Origin of the sequence: Bacillus sp. cl96 (assembly GCF_900100505.1) — a bacterium.
GTDB classification, from domain to species: Bacteria; Bacillota; Bacilli; order Bacillales; family Bacillaceae_G; genus Bacillus_A; species Bacillus_A cereus.
On sequence record NZ_FNDM01000012.1, the window covers coordinates 195,226 to 209,755 of the forward strand.

Here is a 14,530-nt window from a genome sequence, read left to right on the forward strand (position 1 = left end):
AAGTTTACAAAAAAAGAACCTCTTTAAAAGAGGTTATGCCATTTTCTCACCTGATTCTTCTCTAAAAAAGCTTTTCATCGCATGAAATACGTCTGCTTTTTGCTTTAAAATATAGTATCTAAAGTTTTCATCTTTAATATTTTTATAGGCTGACATGAGTGTACTGTGGCGGTTGTACTGATTCACTTCCCCATACCCAAACATATTACACTTCTTCATTAGCTCTTCAACAAGTTTTACACATCTAGCATTATCTGATGTTAAATTATCACCATCTGAAAAATGGAATGGATAAATATTATAGCGGTCAGGTGAATATTTATTATCGATAAGTTCTAATGCTTTTTTATATACGGAAGAACATATTGTTCCGCCACTTTCTCCTTTTGAGAAAAATTCTTCTTCTGTAACGACTTTCGCTTCTGTATGATGAGCAATAAATTCAATATCAACTGTTTCATACTTTGTGCGTAAAAATCTTGTCATCCAGAAAAAGAAGCTACGTGCCATATATTTCTCCCATATTCCCATCGATCCACTCGTATCCATCATCGCTAATACAACAGCTTTTGAATCTGGCTTTAATACTTCATTCCAAGTGCGGAACTTTAAGTCTTCTTGATGAATTGGATGAAAAGATGCTTTACCACCCATCGCATTTCGTTTATATGCGGATATCATTGTTCGTTTCTTATCGATATTTCCCCATAATCCTGTTTTTCTAATGTCATTAAATTCAACATGTTCAATCCGGTTTTCATCCATTTCTTTTCTCTTTAAATTAGGCAGTTCTAACTCTCTGAAAAACGCTTGCTCTAATTCTAAAATAGAGACTTCAGCTTCATAGTAATCTTCCCCAGCTGCATCTCCTGCTCCTTGCCCTTTTCCTGGCCCTTTTTGTTTTTGACCACCTGATCCATCTCTCGCAACGACATCACCAACTTTGCTGTCACCGTTTCCTTGCCCAACATGTTTATTTTTATCATAATTGTATCTAATCTTATATTCATCTAGAGAACGAATTGGTATTTTTACAACATCCTTGCCATTAGACATAACTATACTTTCTTCTGTTACAAGATCGGGTAAATTATTCTTAATTGCCTCTTGTACTTTTTCTTGATGGCGCTGTTGGTCGTCATATCCTTTGCGATGGAGGGACCAGTTTTCCTGTGAAATCGTATAATTTGGTTGATTTTCTTCGCCCATTCCTTTCCCTCCTTACTGTAATTGTCTTCCTGTATGAACAGCAATCTATAAATTTTGTTCTGTAATATGCAAGCTAGAATATTTGAAAGGTAACTGCCCACAGAAAATCATCCCATAAACATTTATAACGTTTTTCATACAATACCCCGAGCATCCTAAACAAAATTTTGCCACTCACATAAATAGAAAGAAATATTCAGCCACTGATAAGAAAGAAACACAATGCATTGTTGCACACATTTTTACTTTGCAACATATTGTATTGTGTTGGCTTTTTTCGTATGAATGGTTGGTTACTCTATCATATGCATATTGTAAAAATAATTGACAATAAATTCATAAAATTGCATCTTAATTTATTACATTTGGACAAGGTATGACACTTTATACACATATGAACGGATAATAAAACGCTGTCCCGCAAAATACAAGAGACAGCGTTTTGTTATCAAACTATCTGTTTAACAAGCTACCTACATAGCGTAGTAATTCATTTGCTGAAGAAGAATTATAACCATGCTCATCAATTAAACGCGCAACAACATCATTGATTTTCTTAAGCTGATTTTCGTCCGGCGTTTTCGTTGATGTTGTAATTTTCACTATATCTTTTAAATCAGCAAATAGTTTTTTCTGAATCGCTTCACGAAGACGTTCATGTGAATTATAATCAAAGCGTTTTCCTTTACGGGCATAAGCAGAAATGCGAATTAAAATCTCTTCACGGAACGCTTTCTTAGCATTTTCTGAAATTCCAATTTGCTCTTCAATTGAGCGCATTAATTTTTCATCTGGACTCATTTCTTCTCCTGTTAACGGATCACGTAATTTCGATTTATTGCAGTACGCCTCAACGTTATCTAAGTAATTATCCATAAGCGTCTTAGCTGATTCTTCATATGAATAAACAAACGCTTTTTGTACTTCTTTCTTCGCGATTTCATCGTATTCTTTTCTCGCTAATGAGATGAAGTTCATGTAACGTTCACGGTCTTCATTACTAATGGATGGATGCTGATCTAGCCCATCTTTTAAAGATCTAAGTACATCTAACGCGTTAATAGATGGTACCTCTTTTCGAATGATTGTAGACGAAATTCGGTTAATGACATAACGAGGATCAATACCCTTCATACCTTCATCTTGATATTCGCGTTGTAATTCTTCTACATCAATCGCATTATAACCTTCTACCGTTTCTCCATCATACAAACGCATCTTTTTAATTAAATCAATATCCGGACGCTTCGGATCTTTTAAACGAGTTAAAATAGTGAACATTGCTGCAACGCGAAGTGTGTGTGGTGCAATGTGAACATTCGATACATCACTTTCACGAATCATTTTTTCATAAATATGTTCTTCTTCACTTACTCGTAAATTATAAGGAACTGGCATTACAATAATTCTTGAGTGCAATGCTTCATTTTTCTTATTTGCTATAAATGAGCGATACTCTGTTTCATTCGTATGCGCTACAATTAATTCATCTGCTGAAATAAGCGCAAATCTTCCCGCTTTGAAATTCCCTTCTTGCGTAAGCGATAATAAGTGCCATAAAAACTTCTCATCGCATTTTAACATCTCTTGGAACTCCATCATTCCTCGGTTTGCCTTATTTAATTCTCCATCAAATCGATACGCACGCGGATCTGATTCTGAACCATATTCTGCAATCGTAGAAAAGTCCAGACTACCTGTTAAATCTGCAATATCCTGTGATTTTGGATCAGACGGGCTAAATGTACCAATCCCTGTACGGCGATCTTCAGAGAAGAAAATACGCTCTACAACTACATCCTCAATTCTTGATCCGTATTCTTGCTCTAAACGCATGACATTTAGTGGTGATAAATTCCCTTCAATTCTAACCCCATACTCATCAAAGAAATCATCTCGTAAATGATGTGGAATTAAATGCAGTGGATCCTCGTGCATTGGGCATCCTTTAATTGCAAAAATTGCTCCGCGATCTGTTCTTGAATATGTTTCTAATCCTCGTTTCAACATTGTAACTAACGTTGATTTCCCTCCACTAACAGGACCCATTAATAATAAAATTCTTTTTCTAACATCTAATCGTTTTGCAGATGGATGAAAATATTCCTCTACAAGACGTTCTAGAGCATCCTCTAATCCAAAGAGCTGATTACTAAAGAAGTTATACTTTCTTCTACCATCAACTTCTTCAATTCCAGCGTCTTTTATCATATTGTAAATGCGAGAGTGTGCTGTTTGAGCCACCCATGGTCTTTCTTTCACAAGCTCCAAATACTCCGCAAACGTACCTTCCCATTGTAAACGTTCTTCTGCTGCTCGATGCTGTTCAATCTTTTTTAGAATATCCATTATAGCTCCTCCCCCATCTCCTTGTTCAATCGGATTATTATAAAAGGTATGCTAGGATGTCCTTAAACATTCTTTAAATCAAAACGAAATATATAATAGCACGCTAAAATTCTCTCCAAAATTCAAAGAAAATTCTGTATAATATAGGTATTAACATTTTTACACTGCTATTCATTATAAATAAATTCTTTTCTTCTAAGAACCTTACATACATTTTGGATAATAAATAAAACTCATAAACCGAAAACAGTAAGGAGGATATTAGTATGAAATTATTATTAATTTTAGGTGTATCACTCACATTTCTTACAGCTATTTTTACATCCGGTTACAATGACAAACCAGGTACACATAAAAAATGATGTGCTTTTAGCACATCATTTTTTTATTTATAATACATATTTTCCATATCATATTTGGATAGTGGTCGGCTATAATAATAACCTTGTACAAGCTTCACATTCTTTTCTTTCAAAAACTGTATTTGCTCCTTTTTTTCTACTCCTTCTGCAATTATATTCAATTCTAAAGTATGAGCTAAATGAATAATTGCAGCTGTAATATTCGTATCACGTTCATCTATATGTATACCTTCCATAAAAGAACGATCAATTTTTAAAGTATCAATTGGATATGTTTTTAAATAACTTAAAGATGAATAGCCTGTTCCAAAATCATCTAAATGAATCTTTAAATTTTGTTCTTTTAATTGTAGTAACACTCTCTTTGATATATCTTTATGTATAAGAGCTCCTTCTGTAACCTCTATCGCTAATAAATGAGCTGATACATTGTACTTATTTAAAGCCCGTGTAATCATCTCTATTAATGTAATAGAACGAAAGTGTCTAGCTGAAATATTAACCGCAATTGGGACCACTTCATATCCTTTATTTAACCATTCGCGCAGTTGCTGACACACTTGATTTACTACCCATTCATCGAGCTTAATAATAAATCCTGTTCTTTCTGCCAACGGAATAAATTGGTTTGGAGAAACAAATCCTAATTCCTTATTCTCCCACCTTATTAAAGCTTCCATACTAGCTATTTTTTTCGTTTCAATATTAATTTGTGGCTGATAATATAAGAAAAATTCATTTTTTTCTATAGCACGATGTAACTGGTTTTCTATTATAAACCTTTGTTCACGCTCACAGTCTAATCCACTACAATAAAAATGATAATGTCCTTTTCCTTTTTCTTTTGCTTTTTCTAAAGCAGCATCGACCCTCTGAAATAGTATTTTTTCATCTTCTCCATCTGCTGGAGCCATTACAATTCCAATTGATGCACTTAAATATACATCTTCTTCTTCGATTACAAAATATTCACTAATATTTTTCAGTATGCTTTTTGCAACTTCCTCTACATATTCTTTCGTTATATTTTCTATCAACATAACAAATTGATCATCGTGTTCTCTAAATAAGTGCATACCTTCTATTTTTAGATTGCTTAAACATTCTGTAACTTTTTGTAGTACTTTATCTCCCTCTTTATGACCAAATGTATCATTAATACGATGAAACTCATCTAAATCTATAAATACAAGCGCAAAATTTACACTCTCATTTAAAAAAGTATTTAACTTATTTGTACATGAAATTCTATTCATTAATCCCGTTAACTGGTCATAGTAAGCTAAATATTCTGTTCGCATTTCGTTTAATACTTGCCTTGTAACATCTCTCGTAACAATATAAATCCCAACAATTTCACCGTTCACAATAATCGGGATAGTTCTCAAAGAAATATATAGCTCGTACCCTTCTTTATGAACATATTTCTTTGAAACAATTTGTTTTGCTTTTCCTTGCATCGATCCCTTAAATATAATTTGAAAATCTTTTTCATATTCTTTATTAATGAATTCAAAAATAAATTTATTATTTAATTCCTCATACCGGTATCCAAATATTTCATACGTTGCCGGATTTGCATATGTAACTCTCCCTATAGAATCTATAGATATAATTGAGTCATTATTATATTCCAGTAACGACTTAAATAACATTTGTTTTTCCTCTATCTTTGTCTTCTCCTCAATTTGAGCTGTAATATCTCTTGTAATACAAATAACAAATTGACATATTCCTTCTTCGTCGCAGACAGGATTAAGTGAAGATTCATAATGTATCTCACCTTTTGGTAAATTGACTACATCACAAAAGGTGTGTGCTTTCGCTTCTCTCACTACTTTTGCATATTGCCTTTGCAATATCCCCGCTATATCTTTTGGTAATACTTCTGCAAAAGTTTTTCCATAGCACTCTTCGCTTAACCTAGCATAATCCATTCCTATTTTATTCACATACATATATTGAAACGTTTCATTATCAATAACTTTCAATATGAATACTAAATCTTGAATAGCATGTAATAATCCTTGTCTAATTAAATCCATATCTATCATACTTAAAAAGGTATTTTGATTACTATATTCTTCCTTCATATTTATCTCAACCCGTCTTATCTATTTTTAATCATATATCCCATTCTATATGATTATGTCCTCTCTTTTAAATGTATGATTATATATTATTTTTATTTTATAAAAAAAAGTCGCCATATGGCGACTTTTAATAAACGATTTCTAAATCTAATCCAGGGTAATTTTGTTGACGGAACGCTTCATAAATTAAAATTGCTGCTGTATTAGATAAATTTAATGAACGTACTTTATCTGTCATTGGAATACGTAAACAATGATCAAAGTTTTCTTCGATTACATTAGCTGGTAAGCCGTTTGTTTCTCTTCCAAATACAAAATAGTAATCCTTCTCACGCTTGCTATAGTCAAACGCTGTATGAGCTTTCTCGCCATACTTTGTTAAATAGAAGAATTCACCGTCTTTATTTTTTTCATAAAATTCTTCAATTGAATCATAATACGTAATTTTTACGTGCTGCCAATAATCTAATCCTGCACGCTTTAACATTTTATCATCCGTTGAAAATCCAAGCGGTCTAATCAAATGTAATTCTGTTCCAGTTGCTGCACAAGTACGAGCAATATTCCCTGTATTTGCTGGAATTTCTGGCTGATATAAAACAACATGTACTCCCACGCGATATTCACCTCTGTTTTTTGTCTACTACGTATTATACCACTTGAGCGAAAAATCTCTACCCATTAATAATATGAAAGAATTTATATTTCATTTGTGGTGTATATTTACTAGAGTCTTCATAGTTCCAATAACGTCGACGGCTATTCGCTGAATGTGCATTTACAAGCGGCATACCATCTGCATCTTTTGCTACTACAATCGTCGTATGATTCCATCTTCCGTCATCCTCGAAATCATAAGCAATGACATCTCCAAGAATAAGTTCTTCTGGCCTCTCTACCGCCTCTGCTCGAAGTCCTGTTGTAGCACCTGACAAATACCAATAAAAAGAATGTGCAACAGCCCAGCTCCAACTCCACTGATTCTCCCTTTGCCACCATCCTTTACGAATATTAGGATACCCGTTCATAGGTACTTCTCCAGTATGAAGACATTGAGAAATGAAATTCGTACAATTATCAGGGAAATTACGATACATAGGATTCCGGTCATCCCACCAACGCTCTGCATATTTCACTGCCTCTAAACGATTATACTGATAAGAACCGTACTTCTCTTTCGTAATATCCCTTTCTAATGTCTCACCCATTCTAATTTCTTCTGACACTTCAATAGCAGAATCGCCTATAATTCGACTATTATTTAAACAAACTCTTCGTTTTAATTGTTCCTCTTCAATATAAAATAATTCTTTATGCTTAATTAAATATTTAAAATGTATTTGATAATCAATTTCTTGATGGTCATTACTATTTAATTGTCTAATGAAAAAAACATCCGCAGTTGCTTTCACTATATGTGCACTACGCCTTTGAAACAATTGTTTCTTTCTCAGTGCCATTTGTAGTAAATCCTCAGCAATACCATCCACATTCGTTCTTTTCTCCGTTATATATGCTAAAAATTGTTGTACTTGGTTTTCAATCTTCGTTTTTACAACCATTCTGTCTCCCTCCCATATTACAATATGAAAAAGGGAAATATTATCTACTCTTTTTTCTGTGCTAACAATTCAAGCCCGCGATTCATTTCATGAAGCACTTCTTCATCTTTCTCACGTTCCATCGCTTTCTCAATCGCTTCGCCTACTCCATCTCCGCCAATTTTCCCAAGTGCCCATGCTGCCGTTCCGCGTAGTACCGGTCTTGGGTCATCTTTCATAACACCAATTAAATCTGGAATTGCCGATGCTTCTTTAAAATGTGCTAATGCTAAAATCGCATTTCTTTGCAGTGGTTTTTTCCCTCTCCATGACCCTGACATAATCCCATATTTCTCTTTAAAATCACGATTACTAATTGTTAAAAGTGGCGTTAATAATGGTTTAACTAGCTCAGGATCCGGCTCCATCTCAGGATGATTATGAAAATCCATTCCTTTGTTTTTCGGACAAACAGTCTGACACGTATCACATCCATATATGCGATTTCCTATTTTATCGCGATATTCTTCAGGTAGGAATCCTTTCGTTTGTGTTAAAAACGCAATGCACTTCTTCGAATCTAACTGTCCCCCCTGTATTAAAGCACCGGTAGGGCAAATATCGATACATTTCGTACAGCCTCCGCATTGATCTTCTATCGGCTTATCTGGCGGGAATGGAACATTTGTAATCATTTCCCCTAAGTATACGTACGAACCAAATTCAGGTGTAATAATAGAGCAGTTTTTACCGCTCCATCCAATACCAGCACGCTCTGATACAGCTCGATCACTTAATTCACCTGTATCAACCATGGACTTCACTTCTATATCGGGAAGTTTTTCAATTAAATATGCCTCTAATTTTTTCAAACGATCTCGTAAAACAAGATGATAATCTTGTCCCCAAGAAGCACGACAAAAAATCCCACGGCGTTCTCCACGCTTACTTAATGGTGCATTTTTTAATTTTGAAGGATATGCTAAAGCAATCGCAATAATTGATTTAGCACCCGGTAATAACAGTTGCGGATTCGTTCTCTTCTCTATATCAGGCTCTTCAAATCCAGATTGATAATTTAATTGTTGTTGCTGGATTAAGCGCTGCTTTAATTCCTCAAAAGGAGAAGCGCTCGCAAAGCCTATTTTATCTATGCCAATTGTTTTACTATACGCAATTACATCTTGCTTTAATTGTTCAAAATCCACTCTTAATCGCCTCCTCAGATGAATCCACCCCTTATGTAACCACTCTATTGGTTAGTAATTCACGTTTGGAATACTATCATTTACTTCTATTTTCGCATGTAATTATATTTTTCAAACATTAAAAAACGCAATGCCTCGTTTATCTCGGAAACGAAACACTGCGTTGATCACAATTTATAGAAAAACTTTTAATAAAATTTGGAGCGGGTGAAGAGAATCGAACTCTCGACCAGAGCTTGGAAGGCTCTTGTTTTACCACTAAACTACACCCGCAAATATGAATTACATATAAGATATTAGAATAACTTATGTAAAATAGTATAGCATGTAAAAAAAGTAGAGGCAAGAATTTTATCGAAAAAAGTCGAAAAAGTGATGAGAGACCTCATCACTTTTTCAATTCTTTATCAATTGCCTTCTTCATACTATCAAAATCAGGATTTGCAAGATTTCCGTTTACATATACAGAAGGAGCACCTTGAACTTTTAATTTTTGAGCACGATCTGAATCTTTACTTACTTTTTCTTTAATGTCTTTACTGTGTAAATCTTTCTTAAATTGCTCTACATCAACTTTTGGAAGTTTCTCTTTCACAATGCTAAGAAGCAAATCTTCTGTAATCCATTCTTCCGTATCTTTCTTTTGATTTTGATAAATCTCATCATAGAAAATCCAGAATGAATCTTTATCTTGTTTATAAATTGCTTCACCAGCTGCTGCACCTAAATCTGAGTCTTTTCCGATAAATGGGAAGTTAATAAAATATAACTGCACTTTGCCTTTATCAATATACTCTTCTTTTAATCGAGGTAATACTGTTACATCCCAAGTACGACAAGCAGGACATTTAAAGTCTCCAAATTCAACTACCTTAACTGGAGCATCATCTTTCCCTAAAGATTGTTGCGTAGAATAAGCAAACATCTCATTCCCTTTATCTTTTTTGTCATTTATGATGCTATACGCAATTGTTCCAATTACAATCAATACTGCGATAGAAAAAACTATACCAAGAGCCATGAGTTTATTTGATTTCATATACATTCCTCTTTAAATTCATATTCTGTATACAGCATTGTACACAATACACATAATATCAACACTTATATACGTCACGCAATGAACACGCTCACATAAATTACAAAAACACAATAATTGTGACGATATTGTGTCACAATTTGTCACAATTTATTCAAAAAAAGAAGCTCCTCTGTAGGAACTTCTCTTAACTTACTGCTTTTTTACGCGCGCTATTTAACATCGACTGCTCTATTTTTATATCATGACGAATTACCAATTTCTCACTAACTGCTTGAACATACTCATCATGGCTTATATAGCCTTCTTTCTCCATTAGTCTCAAAACGACATTACGTCTCTCTACTGCTTTATCATAATTTTGGGCAGGTGAGTAATAAGCAGGTGCTTTTACTACAGCAGCCATCATTGCACTTTCAGCCAACGTTAATTGGTTCACCTTTTTACCGAAGTAAAGGTTTGCTGCTTTTTCAATTCCCCATGCTCCTTCTCCATAATAAATATTACTTACATATAATTTTAATATTTCATCCTTCGTAAATGTGCGTTCAATTTTTTTCGTATAAAAAATCTCTTTCCACTTCCGAGAAAATGTACGTTCATTCGTTAAAAAGGCATTTTTAGATAGCTGCTGTGTAATTGTGCTTCCTCCTTGCACGACACCACCAGCCTTTATATTCTCAACAGAGGCCCTAATAATTGCTATATAATCTAAACCGTTATGATGATAAAATCTTTTATCTTCTGTCGCAATAAATGCATGTGTTAATGATTCTGGCACCTCTAACTTAGCCGGTACATGTAATTTACTAATATCACTTTTCTCAATCATTACATTTCCAATGAATAATAACGTACAACTTAACAATAATAATAATATAATGGCTTTATAAAAAAGTTTAGTCATTGGATTTAATGCAACTTTTTGATGATAGTTCACCCTAGATAATACTCGTTCTTTCATCTTGAACACCTCTTTTCCACACAGCATATAACTCTTACTTTAAGAATACATTGTTGTAAAAAAATATCCCATCGATTTCTCTTACACGTACCTTACATCATTGTAAGGTATAAAGTGAAACTTTAATCGGTCCTCATTAATCAAGCTTACTGCCTAGCAAATAGTGGGATAAAAAAGTATTGTATCACAGTCTTTTTTTATCTACTATTCATCTGAAATATTGAATATAGGTTATGTTAAAGTACGAATAACCAATAAAAGAGAAACCCTTAAGACTATTATATTTTCACTTTACACTTTAATTATATCATCTACAAATATATATACTTTTGACTATCTAGTAATCTAAATGTATATAACATATAGATTTATTATACAGAACAAACGTTCTCAAAATCAATACTAGTGCTACTATTATTTTGACCTTTTTCTTAAACAGTATACAAAAAAAGAGTAGTGATTCGAATGTATCTCAAATCGGCTACTCTTTTCTTTACAATCTTCCTATTAAATTATACGGCTGTACTTCCCACGTTTCATACGGAATAAAATGTGTTGCTCTCATTGCATCAAGCGTTCTGGATTTCATATGAGGACGCGTTATATACTCATCTATGTTCTCTTCATTTAAATCAACAAATTTAGCCTCTTGTATTTCTTCAGGTTGAATTTTTATTTCACCACTTATATATGCTACTTTAAAAACAACAGCTAGAATATGCATAGAAGTATTATAATAAACGCCTGTAATTCCGATAGGCTTCACCGTTAACCCTGTTTCCTCTTTTATTTCCCTACAGACAGCTTGATCGAGCGCTTCGCCTTCTTCTACCTGTCCTCCTGGCAACTCCCACGTATCAGCTCGCCAGTGCACTTTTGTTAATAACACTTCATTTTTTCCATTTGTTAAATAACCGGCTACAGCAACGATATGCTTTGGTGTCTTATGTTCCATATTAAGCCTCCTAGAGATAATGAATATTTTATATATCCCTATAATCATATTCCCTACCTACAACAAAATACCTTTAATACTTCATCACCTTAATTAACTTCATAAAAAAGACCCTATCCGCTAAGCGAAAAGGGTCATCTATCGTATTACTCTCCTAAGTCTACGTTGTGATAAACTTGTTGAACATCTTCTAAATCTTCTAATGCATCAACCATTTTCTCAAATTGTGCTTGAGCATCTTCAGGAAGTGTTACATCACTTTGTGCAAGCATTGTTAATTCTGCAACTGTAAACTCCTCAACGCCAGCACCTTTAAGTGCAGATTGTACTGCATGAAATTGATCTGGTTCAGCATACACGATAACAGAATCTTCTTCTTCTAGAATGTCACGTGCATCTACATCTGCTTCCATTAAAATTTCAAGAACTTCATCTGATGTTTTACCTTCAAGGCCGATAACAGCTGTCGCATCAAACATGTAAGCTACAGAACCGTTCACACCCATATTACCACTATTTTTGCTAAATGCAGCTCGTACATCTGCTGCAGTACGGTTTACGTTATTTGTAAGTGTATCTACAATAACCATAGCTCCATTTGGTCCGAATCCTTCATAACGAAGCTCGTCATAATTTTCTTCTGAACCGCCTTTTGCTTTTTCAACTGCACGATCAATAATTGTTCTTGGAACATTGTATGTTTTCGCACGCTCTAATACAACTCTTAGTGCTTGGTTTGATTCTGGATCTGGCTCGCCTTGTTTTGCTGCCACATAAATTTCACGCCCAAATTTCGCGTATATACGGCTTGTATTTGCATCTTTTGATGCTTTTTTGTCTTTAATATTGTTCCATTTACGGCCCATACTTTCCACTCTCTTTCCCGTTTTAAATCTACATAAAAATATTAATATGAAATATAATGTGTGTTCAACACATTTTTAAAAGAAATATAAAAAGTTCATTTTTGATTCATATTACAGACATAATATAAATCACTATCATTTTGTTCTTTCGACAAGTTATATTATACATGAATTCCTACGTTTATTACGAATTTTAGAAGCACATAGTATAATTTAACAAAAAGACTCTAACATTTCTGTTACAGTCTTTTTATATTGCCAATAAAGATTTCCATATTATTCCCATAATTGTTTTCTATTGTTGTATAATAAAAATAGGAAAAAATTTGAAGAAAAGATGGAGGGTGAATTATGACACATTCCAAAGACAAAAAATCACATGCTTTTAAAGGAATAGGAGAGAGGTTAAACCCAACTATCTATCAAGTGAGATTCATGAAATTAGATGAACCAATTCGATTTGAGTCGTTTCCTGAATTAAAGGAATTAGGAGACTGGTTGAGTACTTCAACGCACATGTGGTCATGCCACTCAACTATGTACAAATACAACAGAGAAGAGTTTGAAAAGAAGTTCTTAGAAATTACGAAATTAACAGCTGATCATGTACTAATATCTACTGGTGGCGTCGGATTTAACTTCATGTCACCAGGTTGGAGAAATTCTCTATAAAATAATGAAATTATATAAAGGGATAAAAATTTATCCCTTTATTGTTTTGTAGCTTTCCCCAACTGTATCGCATGTACTAAATGAATAAGTTTACCTTAATCATTTATAACCATTTCACCAACACACCATTTTTGCTTATTTTATAGTATGATGAAAACATAAAAAGACTCTACACATTTGGTGTAGAGTCTTTTATTACGCCGTTCATGATACCGATGGTCGGGGTCGAACCGACACTCCCGAAGGAACACGATTTTGAGTCGTGCGCGTCTGCCAATTCCGCCACATCGGCACAAAAGAAAAGGCGGCAACCGGATTTGAACCGGTGATAAAGGTTTTGCAGACCTCTGCCTTACCACTTGGCTATGCCGCCATATTAAATTTTATTGGAGCGGAAGACGGGATTCGAACCCGCGACCCCAACCTTGGCAAGGTTGTATTCTACCACTGAACTACTTCCGCAAAAATGGCTGGGCTAGCTGGATTCGAACCAGCGCATGACGGAGTCAAAGTCCGTTGCCTTACCGCTTGGCTATAGCCCATCGAATTCTTACTTAATTATATGTAAGTATCCATTAGATTATTTGTAATTTTTAAAATAAAAATGGGGCGACTGATGGGAATCGAACCCACGAATGCCGGAGCCACAATCCGGTGCGTTAACCACTTCGCCACAACCGCCATGTTGTGTAAATATATTTGGCAGGGGCAGTAGGAATCGAACCCACACTGGAGGTTTTGGAGACCTCAGTTCTACCTTTAAACTATGCCCCTATGTAAATGGTGGAGGGGGGCAGATTCGAACTGCCGAACCCGAAGGAGCGGATTTACAGTCCGCCGCGTTTAGCCACTTCGCTACCCCTCCGAAACTTACATGGTGCCGGCTAGAGGACTTGAACCCCCAACCTACTGATTACAAGTCAGTTGCTCTACCAATTGAGCTAAGCCGGCGTATTTTATTAAAATAAATGGTGGCTCGGGACGGAATCGAACCGCCGACACGAGGATTTTCAGTCCTCTGCTCTACCGACTGAGCTACCGAGCCTTATTAAAATGGCGGTCCCGACCGGGGTCGAACCGGCGATCTCCTGCGTGACAGGCAGGCATGTTAACCACTACACCACGGGACCATTTGGTTGCGGGGACAGGATTTGAACCTGCGACCTTCGGGTTATGAGCCCGACGAGCTACCGTGCTGCTCCACCCCGCGATAATACTATTCATATAAAATTTATATGGTGGAGGATGACGGGATCGAACCGCCGACCCCCT

General features: G+C 34.9%; 11 protein-coding genes and 12 tRNA genes. 1 reads left to right on the forward strand and 22 read right to left on the reverse strand.

The features are described from left to right. Positions 1-33: 33 nt before the first annotated feature. The 11 genes from yhbH to BLT20_RS23340 form a co-directional block, all read right to left on the reverse strand. Entirely contained in the window at positions 34-1,209 is a 1,176-nt protein-coding gene (gene yhbH / locus BLT20_RS23280; RefSeq protein WP_000503517.1) for a sporulation protein YhbH, read from the reverse strand. 453 nt (positions 1,210-1,662) lie between these two features. Beyond that, positions 1,663-3,558, reverse strand: a complete 1,896-nt coding sequence (locus BLT20_RS23290) for a PrkA family serine protein kinase (protein WP_000353273.1) — start codon at positions 3,556-3,558, stop codon at positions 1,663-1,665. Between the two features lie 385 nt (positions 3,559-3,943). Continuing rightward, positions 3,944-6,013, reverse strand: a complete 2,070-nt coding sequence (locus BLT20_RS23300; protein WP_000657173.1) for a sensor domain-containing protein — start codon at positions 6,011-6,013, stop codon at positions 3,944-3,946. 127 nt (positions 6,014-6,140) lie between these two features. After that, positions 6,141-6,629 (reverse strand): tRNA (uridine(34)/cytosine(34)/5-carboxymethylaminomethyluridine(34)-2'-O)-methyltransferase TrmL, encoded by a 489-nt coding sequence (trmL, locus tag BLT20_RS23305; RefSeq protein ID WP_000538147.1) that lies wholly within the window; start codon positions 6,627-6,629, stop codon positions 6,141-6,143. 58 nt (positions 6,630-6,687) lie between these two features. Next, positions 6,688-7,575: an amidase domain-containing protein gene (locus BLT20_RS23310; protein WP_000260590.1), complete on the reverse strand. Its 888-nt coding sequence runs from the start codon at positions 7,573-7,575 to the stop codon at positions 6,688-6,690. Between the two features lie 44 nt (positions 7,576-7,619). Beyond that, entirely contained in the window at positions 7,620-8,762 is a 1,143-nt protein-coding gene (gene queG / locus BLT20_RS23315) for a tRNA epoxyqueuosine(34) reductase QueG (protein WP_000345206.1), read from the reverse strand. Positions 8,763-8,961: 199 nt separating this feature from the next. Further along, positions 8,962-9,035 (reverse strand) — tRNA-Gly (locus tag BLT20_RS23320). A 115-nt stretch (positions 9,036-9,150) separates the two neighbouring features. Beyond that, positions 9,151-9,801: a DsbA family protein gene (locus tag BLT20_RS23325; protein ID WP_000841307.1), complete on the reverse strand. Its 651-nt coding sequence runs from the start codon at positions 9,799-9,801 to the stop codon at positions 9,151-9,153. A 187-nt stretch (positions 9,802-9,988) separates the two neighbouring features. Next, positions 9,989-10,765 (reverse strand): transglycosylase domain-containing protein, encoded by a 777-nt coding sequence (locus tag BLT20_RS23330; RefSeq protein WP_000664715.1) that lies wholly within the window; start codon positions 10,763-10,765, stop codon positions 9,989-9,991. 493 nt (positions 10,766-11,258) lie between these two features. Further along, a complete protein-coding gene (locus tag BLT20_RS23335) occupies positions 11,259-11,720 on the reverse strand; it encodes an NUDIX hydrolase (protein ID WP_000400469.1) in 462 nt (153 codons plus the stop codon). Between the two features lie 146 nt (positions 11,721-11,866). Then, positions 11,867-12,586: a YebC/PmpR family DNA-binding transcriptional regulator gene (locus BLT20_RS23340; protein ID WP_000532952.1), complete on the reverse strand. Its 720-nt coding sequence runs from the start codon at positions 12,584-12,586 to the stop codon at positions 11,867-11,869. A gap of 351 nt (positions 12,587-12,937) precedes the next feature. Here BLT20_RS23340 and BLT20_RS23345 point away from each other — a divergent pair, with 351 nt between their 5' ends. Next, positions 12,938-13,258, forward strand: coding sequence for a DUF3884 family protein (locus BLT20_RS23345; protein WP_000149745.1), 321 nt, complete (start codon positions 12,938-12,940; stop codon positions 13,256-13,258). Positions 13,259-13,468: 210 nt separating this feature from the next. Here BLT20_RS23345 and BLT20_RS23350 read toward each other — a convergent pair. From BLT20_RS23350 to BLT20_RS23400, 11 genes are all read right to left on the reverse strand, one after another. After that, positions 13,469-13,550, reverse strand: a tRNA-Leu gene (locus BLT20_RS23350). 10 nt (positions 13,551-13,560) lie between these two features. Beyond that, positions 13,561-13,631: transfer RNA gene (locus BLT20_RS23355), tRNA-Cys, on the reverse strand. 14 nt (positions 13,632-13,645) lie between these two features. Then, positions 13,646-13,720, reverse strand: a tRNA-Gly gene (locus tag BLT20_RS23360). Between the two features lie 5 nt (positions 13,721-13,725). Further along, positions 13,726-13,800, reverse strand: a tRNA-Gln gene (locus tag BLT20_RS23365). A 63-nt stretch (positions 13,801-13,863) separates the two neighbouring features. Then, a tRNA-His gene (locus BLT20_RS23370) sits at positions 13,864-13,939 on the reverse strand. A 19-nt stretch (positions 13,940-13,958) separates the two neighbouring features. Then, positions 13,959-14,032, reverse strand: a tRNA-Trp gene (locus BLT20_RS23375). 7 nt (positions 14,033-14,039) lie between these two features. Next, positions 14,040-14,123: transfer RNA gene (locus BLT20_RS23380), tRNA-Tyr, on the reverse strand. A 10-nt stretch (positions 14,124-14,133) separates the two neighbouring features. Next, a tRNA-Thr gene (locus BLT20_RS23385) sits at positions 14,134-14,209 on the reverse strand. Between the two features lie 18 nt (positions 14,210-14,227). Continuing rightward, positions 14,228-14,303 (reverse strand) — tRNA-Phe (locus BLT20_RS23390). 9 nt (positions 14,304-14,312) lie between these two features. Further along, positions 14,313-14,388: transfer RNA gene (locus BLT20_RS23395), tRNA-Asp, on the reverse strand. Between the two features lie 3 nt (positions 14,389-14,391). Further along, positions 14,392-14,468 (reverse strand) — tRNA-Met (locus BLT20_RS23400). Positions 14,469-14,530: the final 62 nt, after the last annotated feature.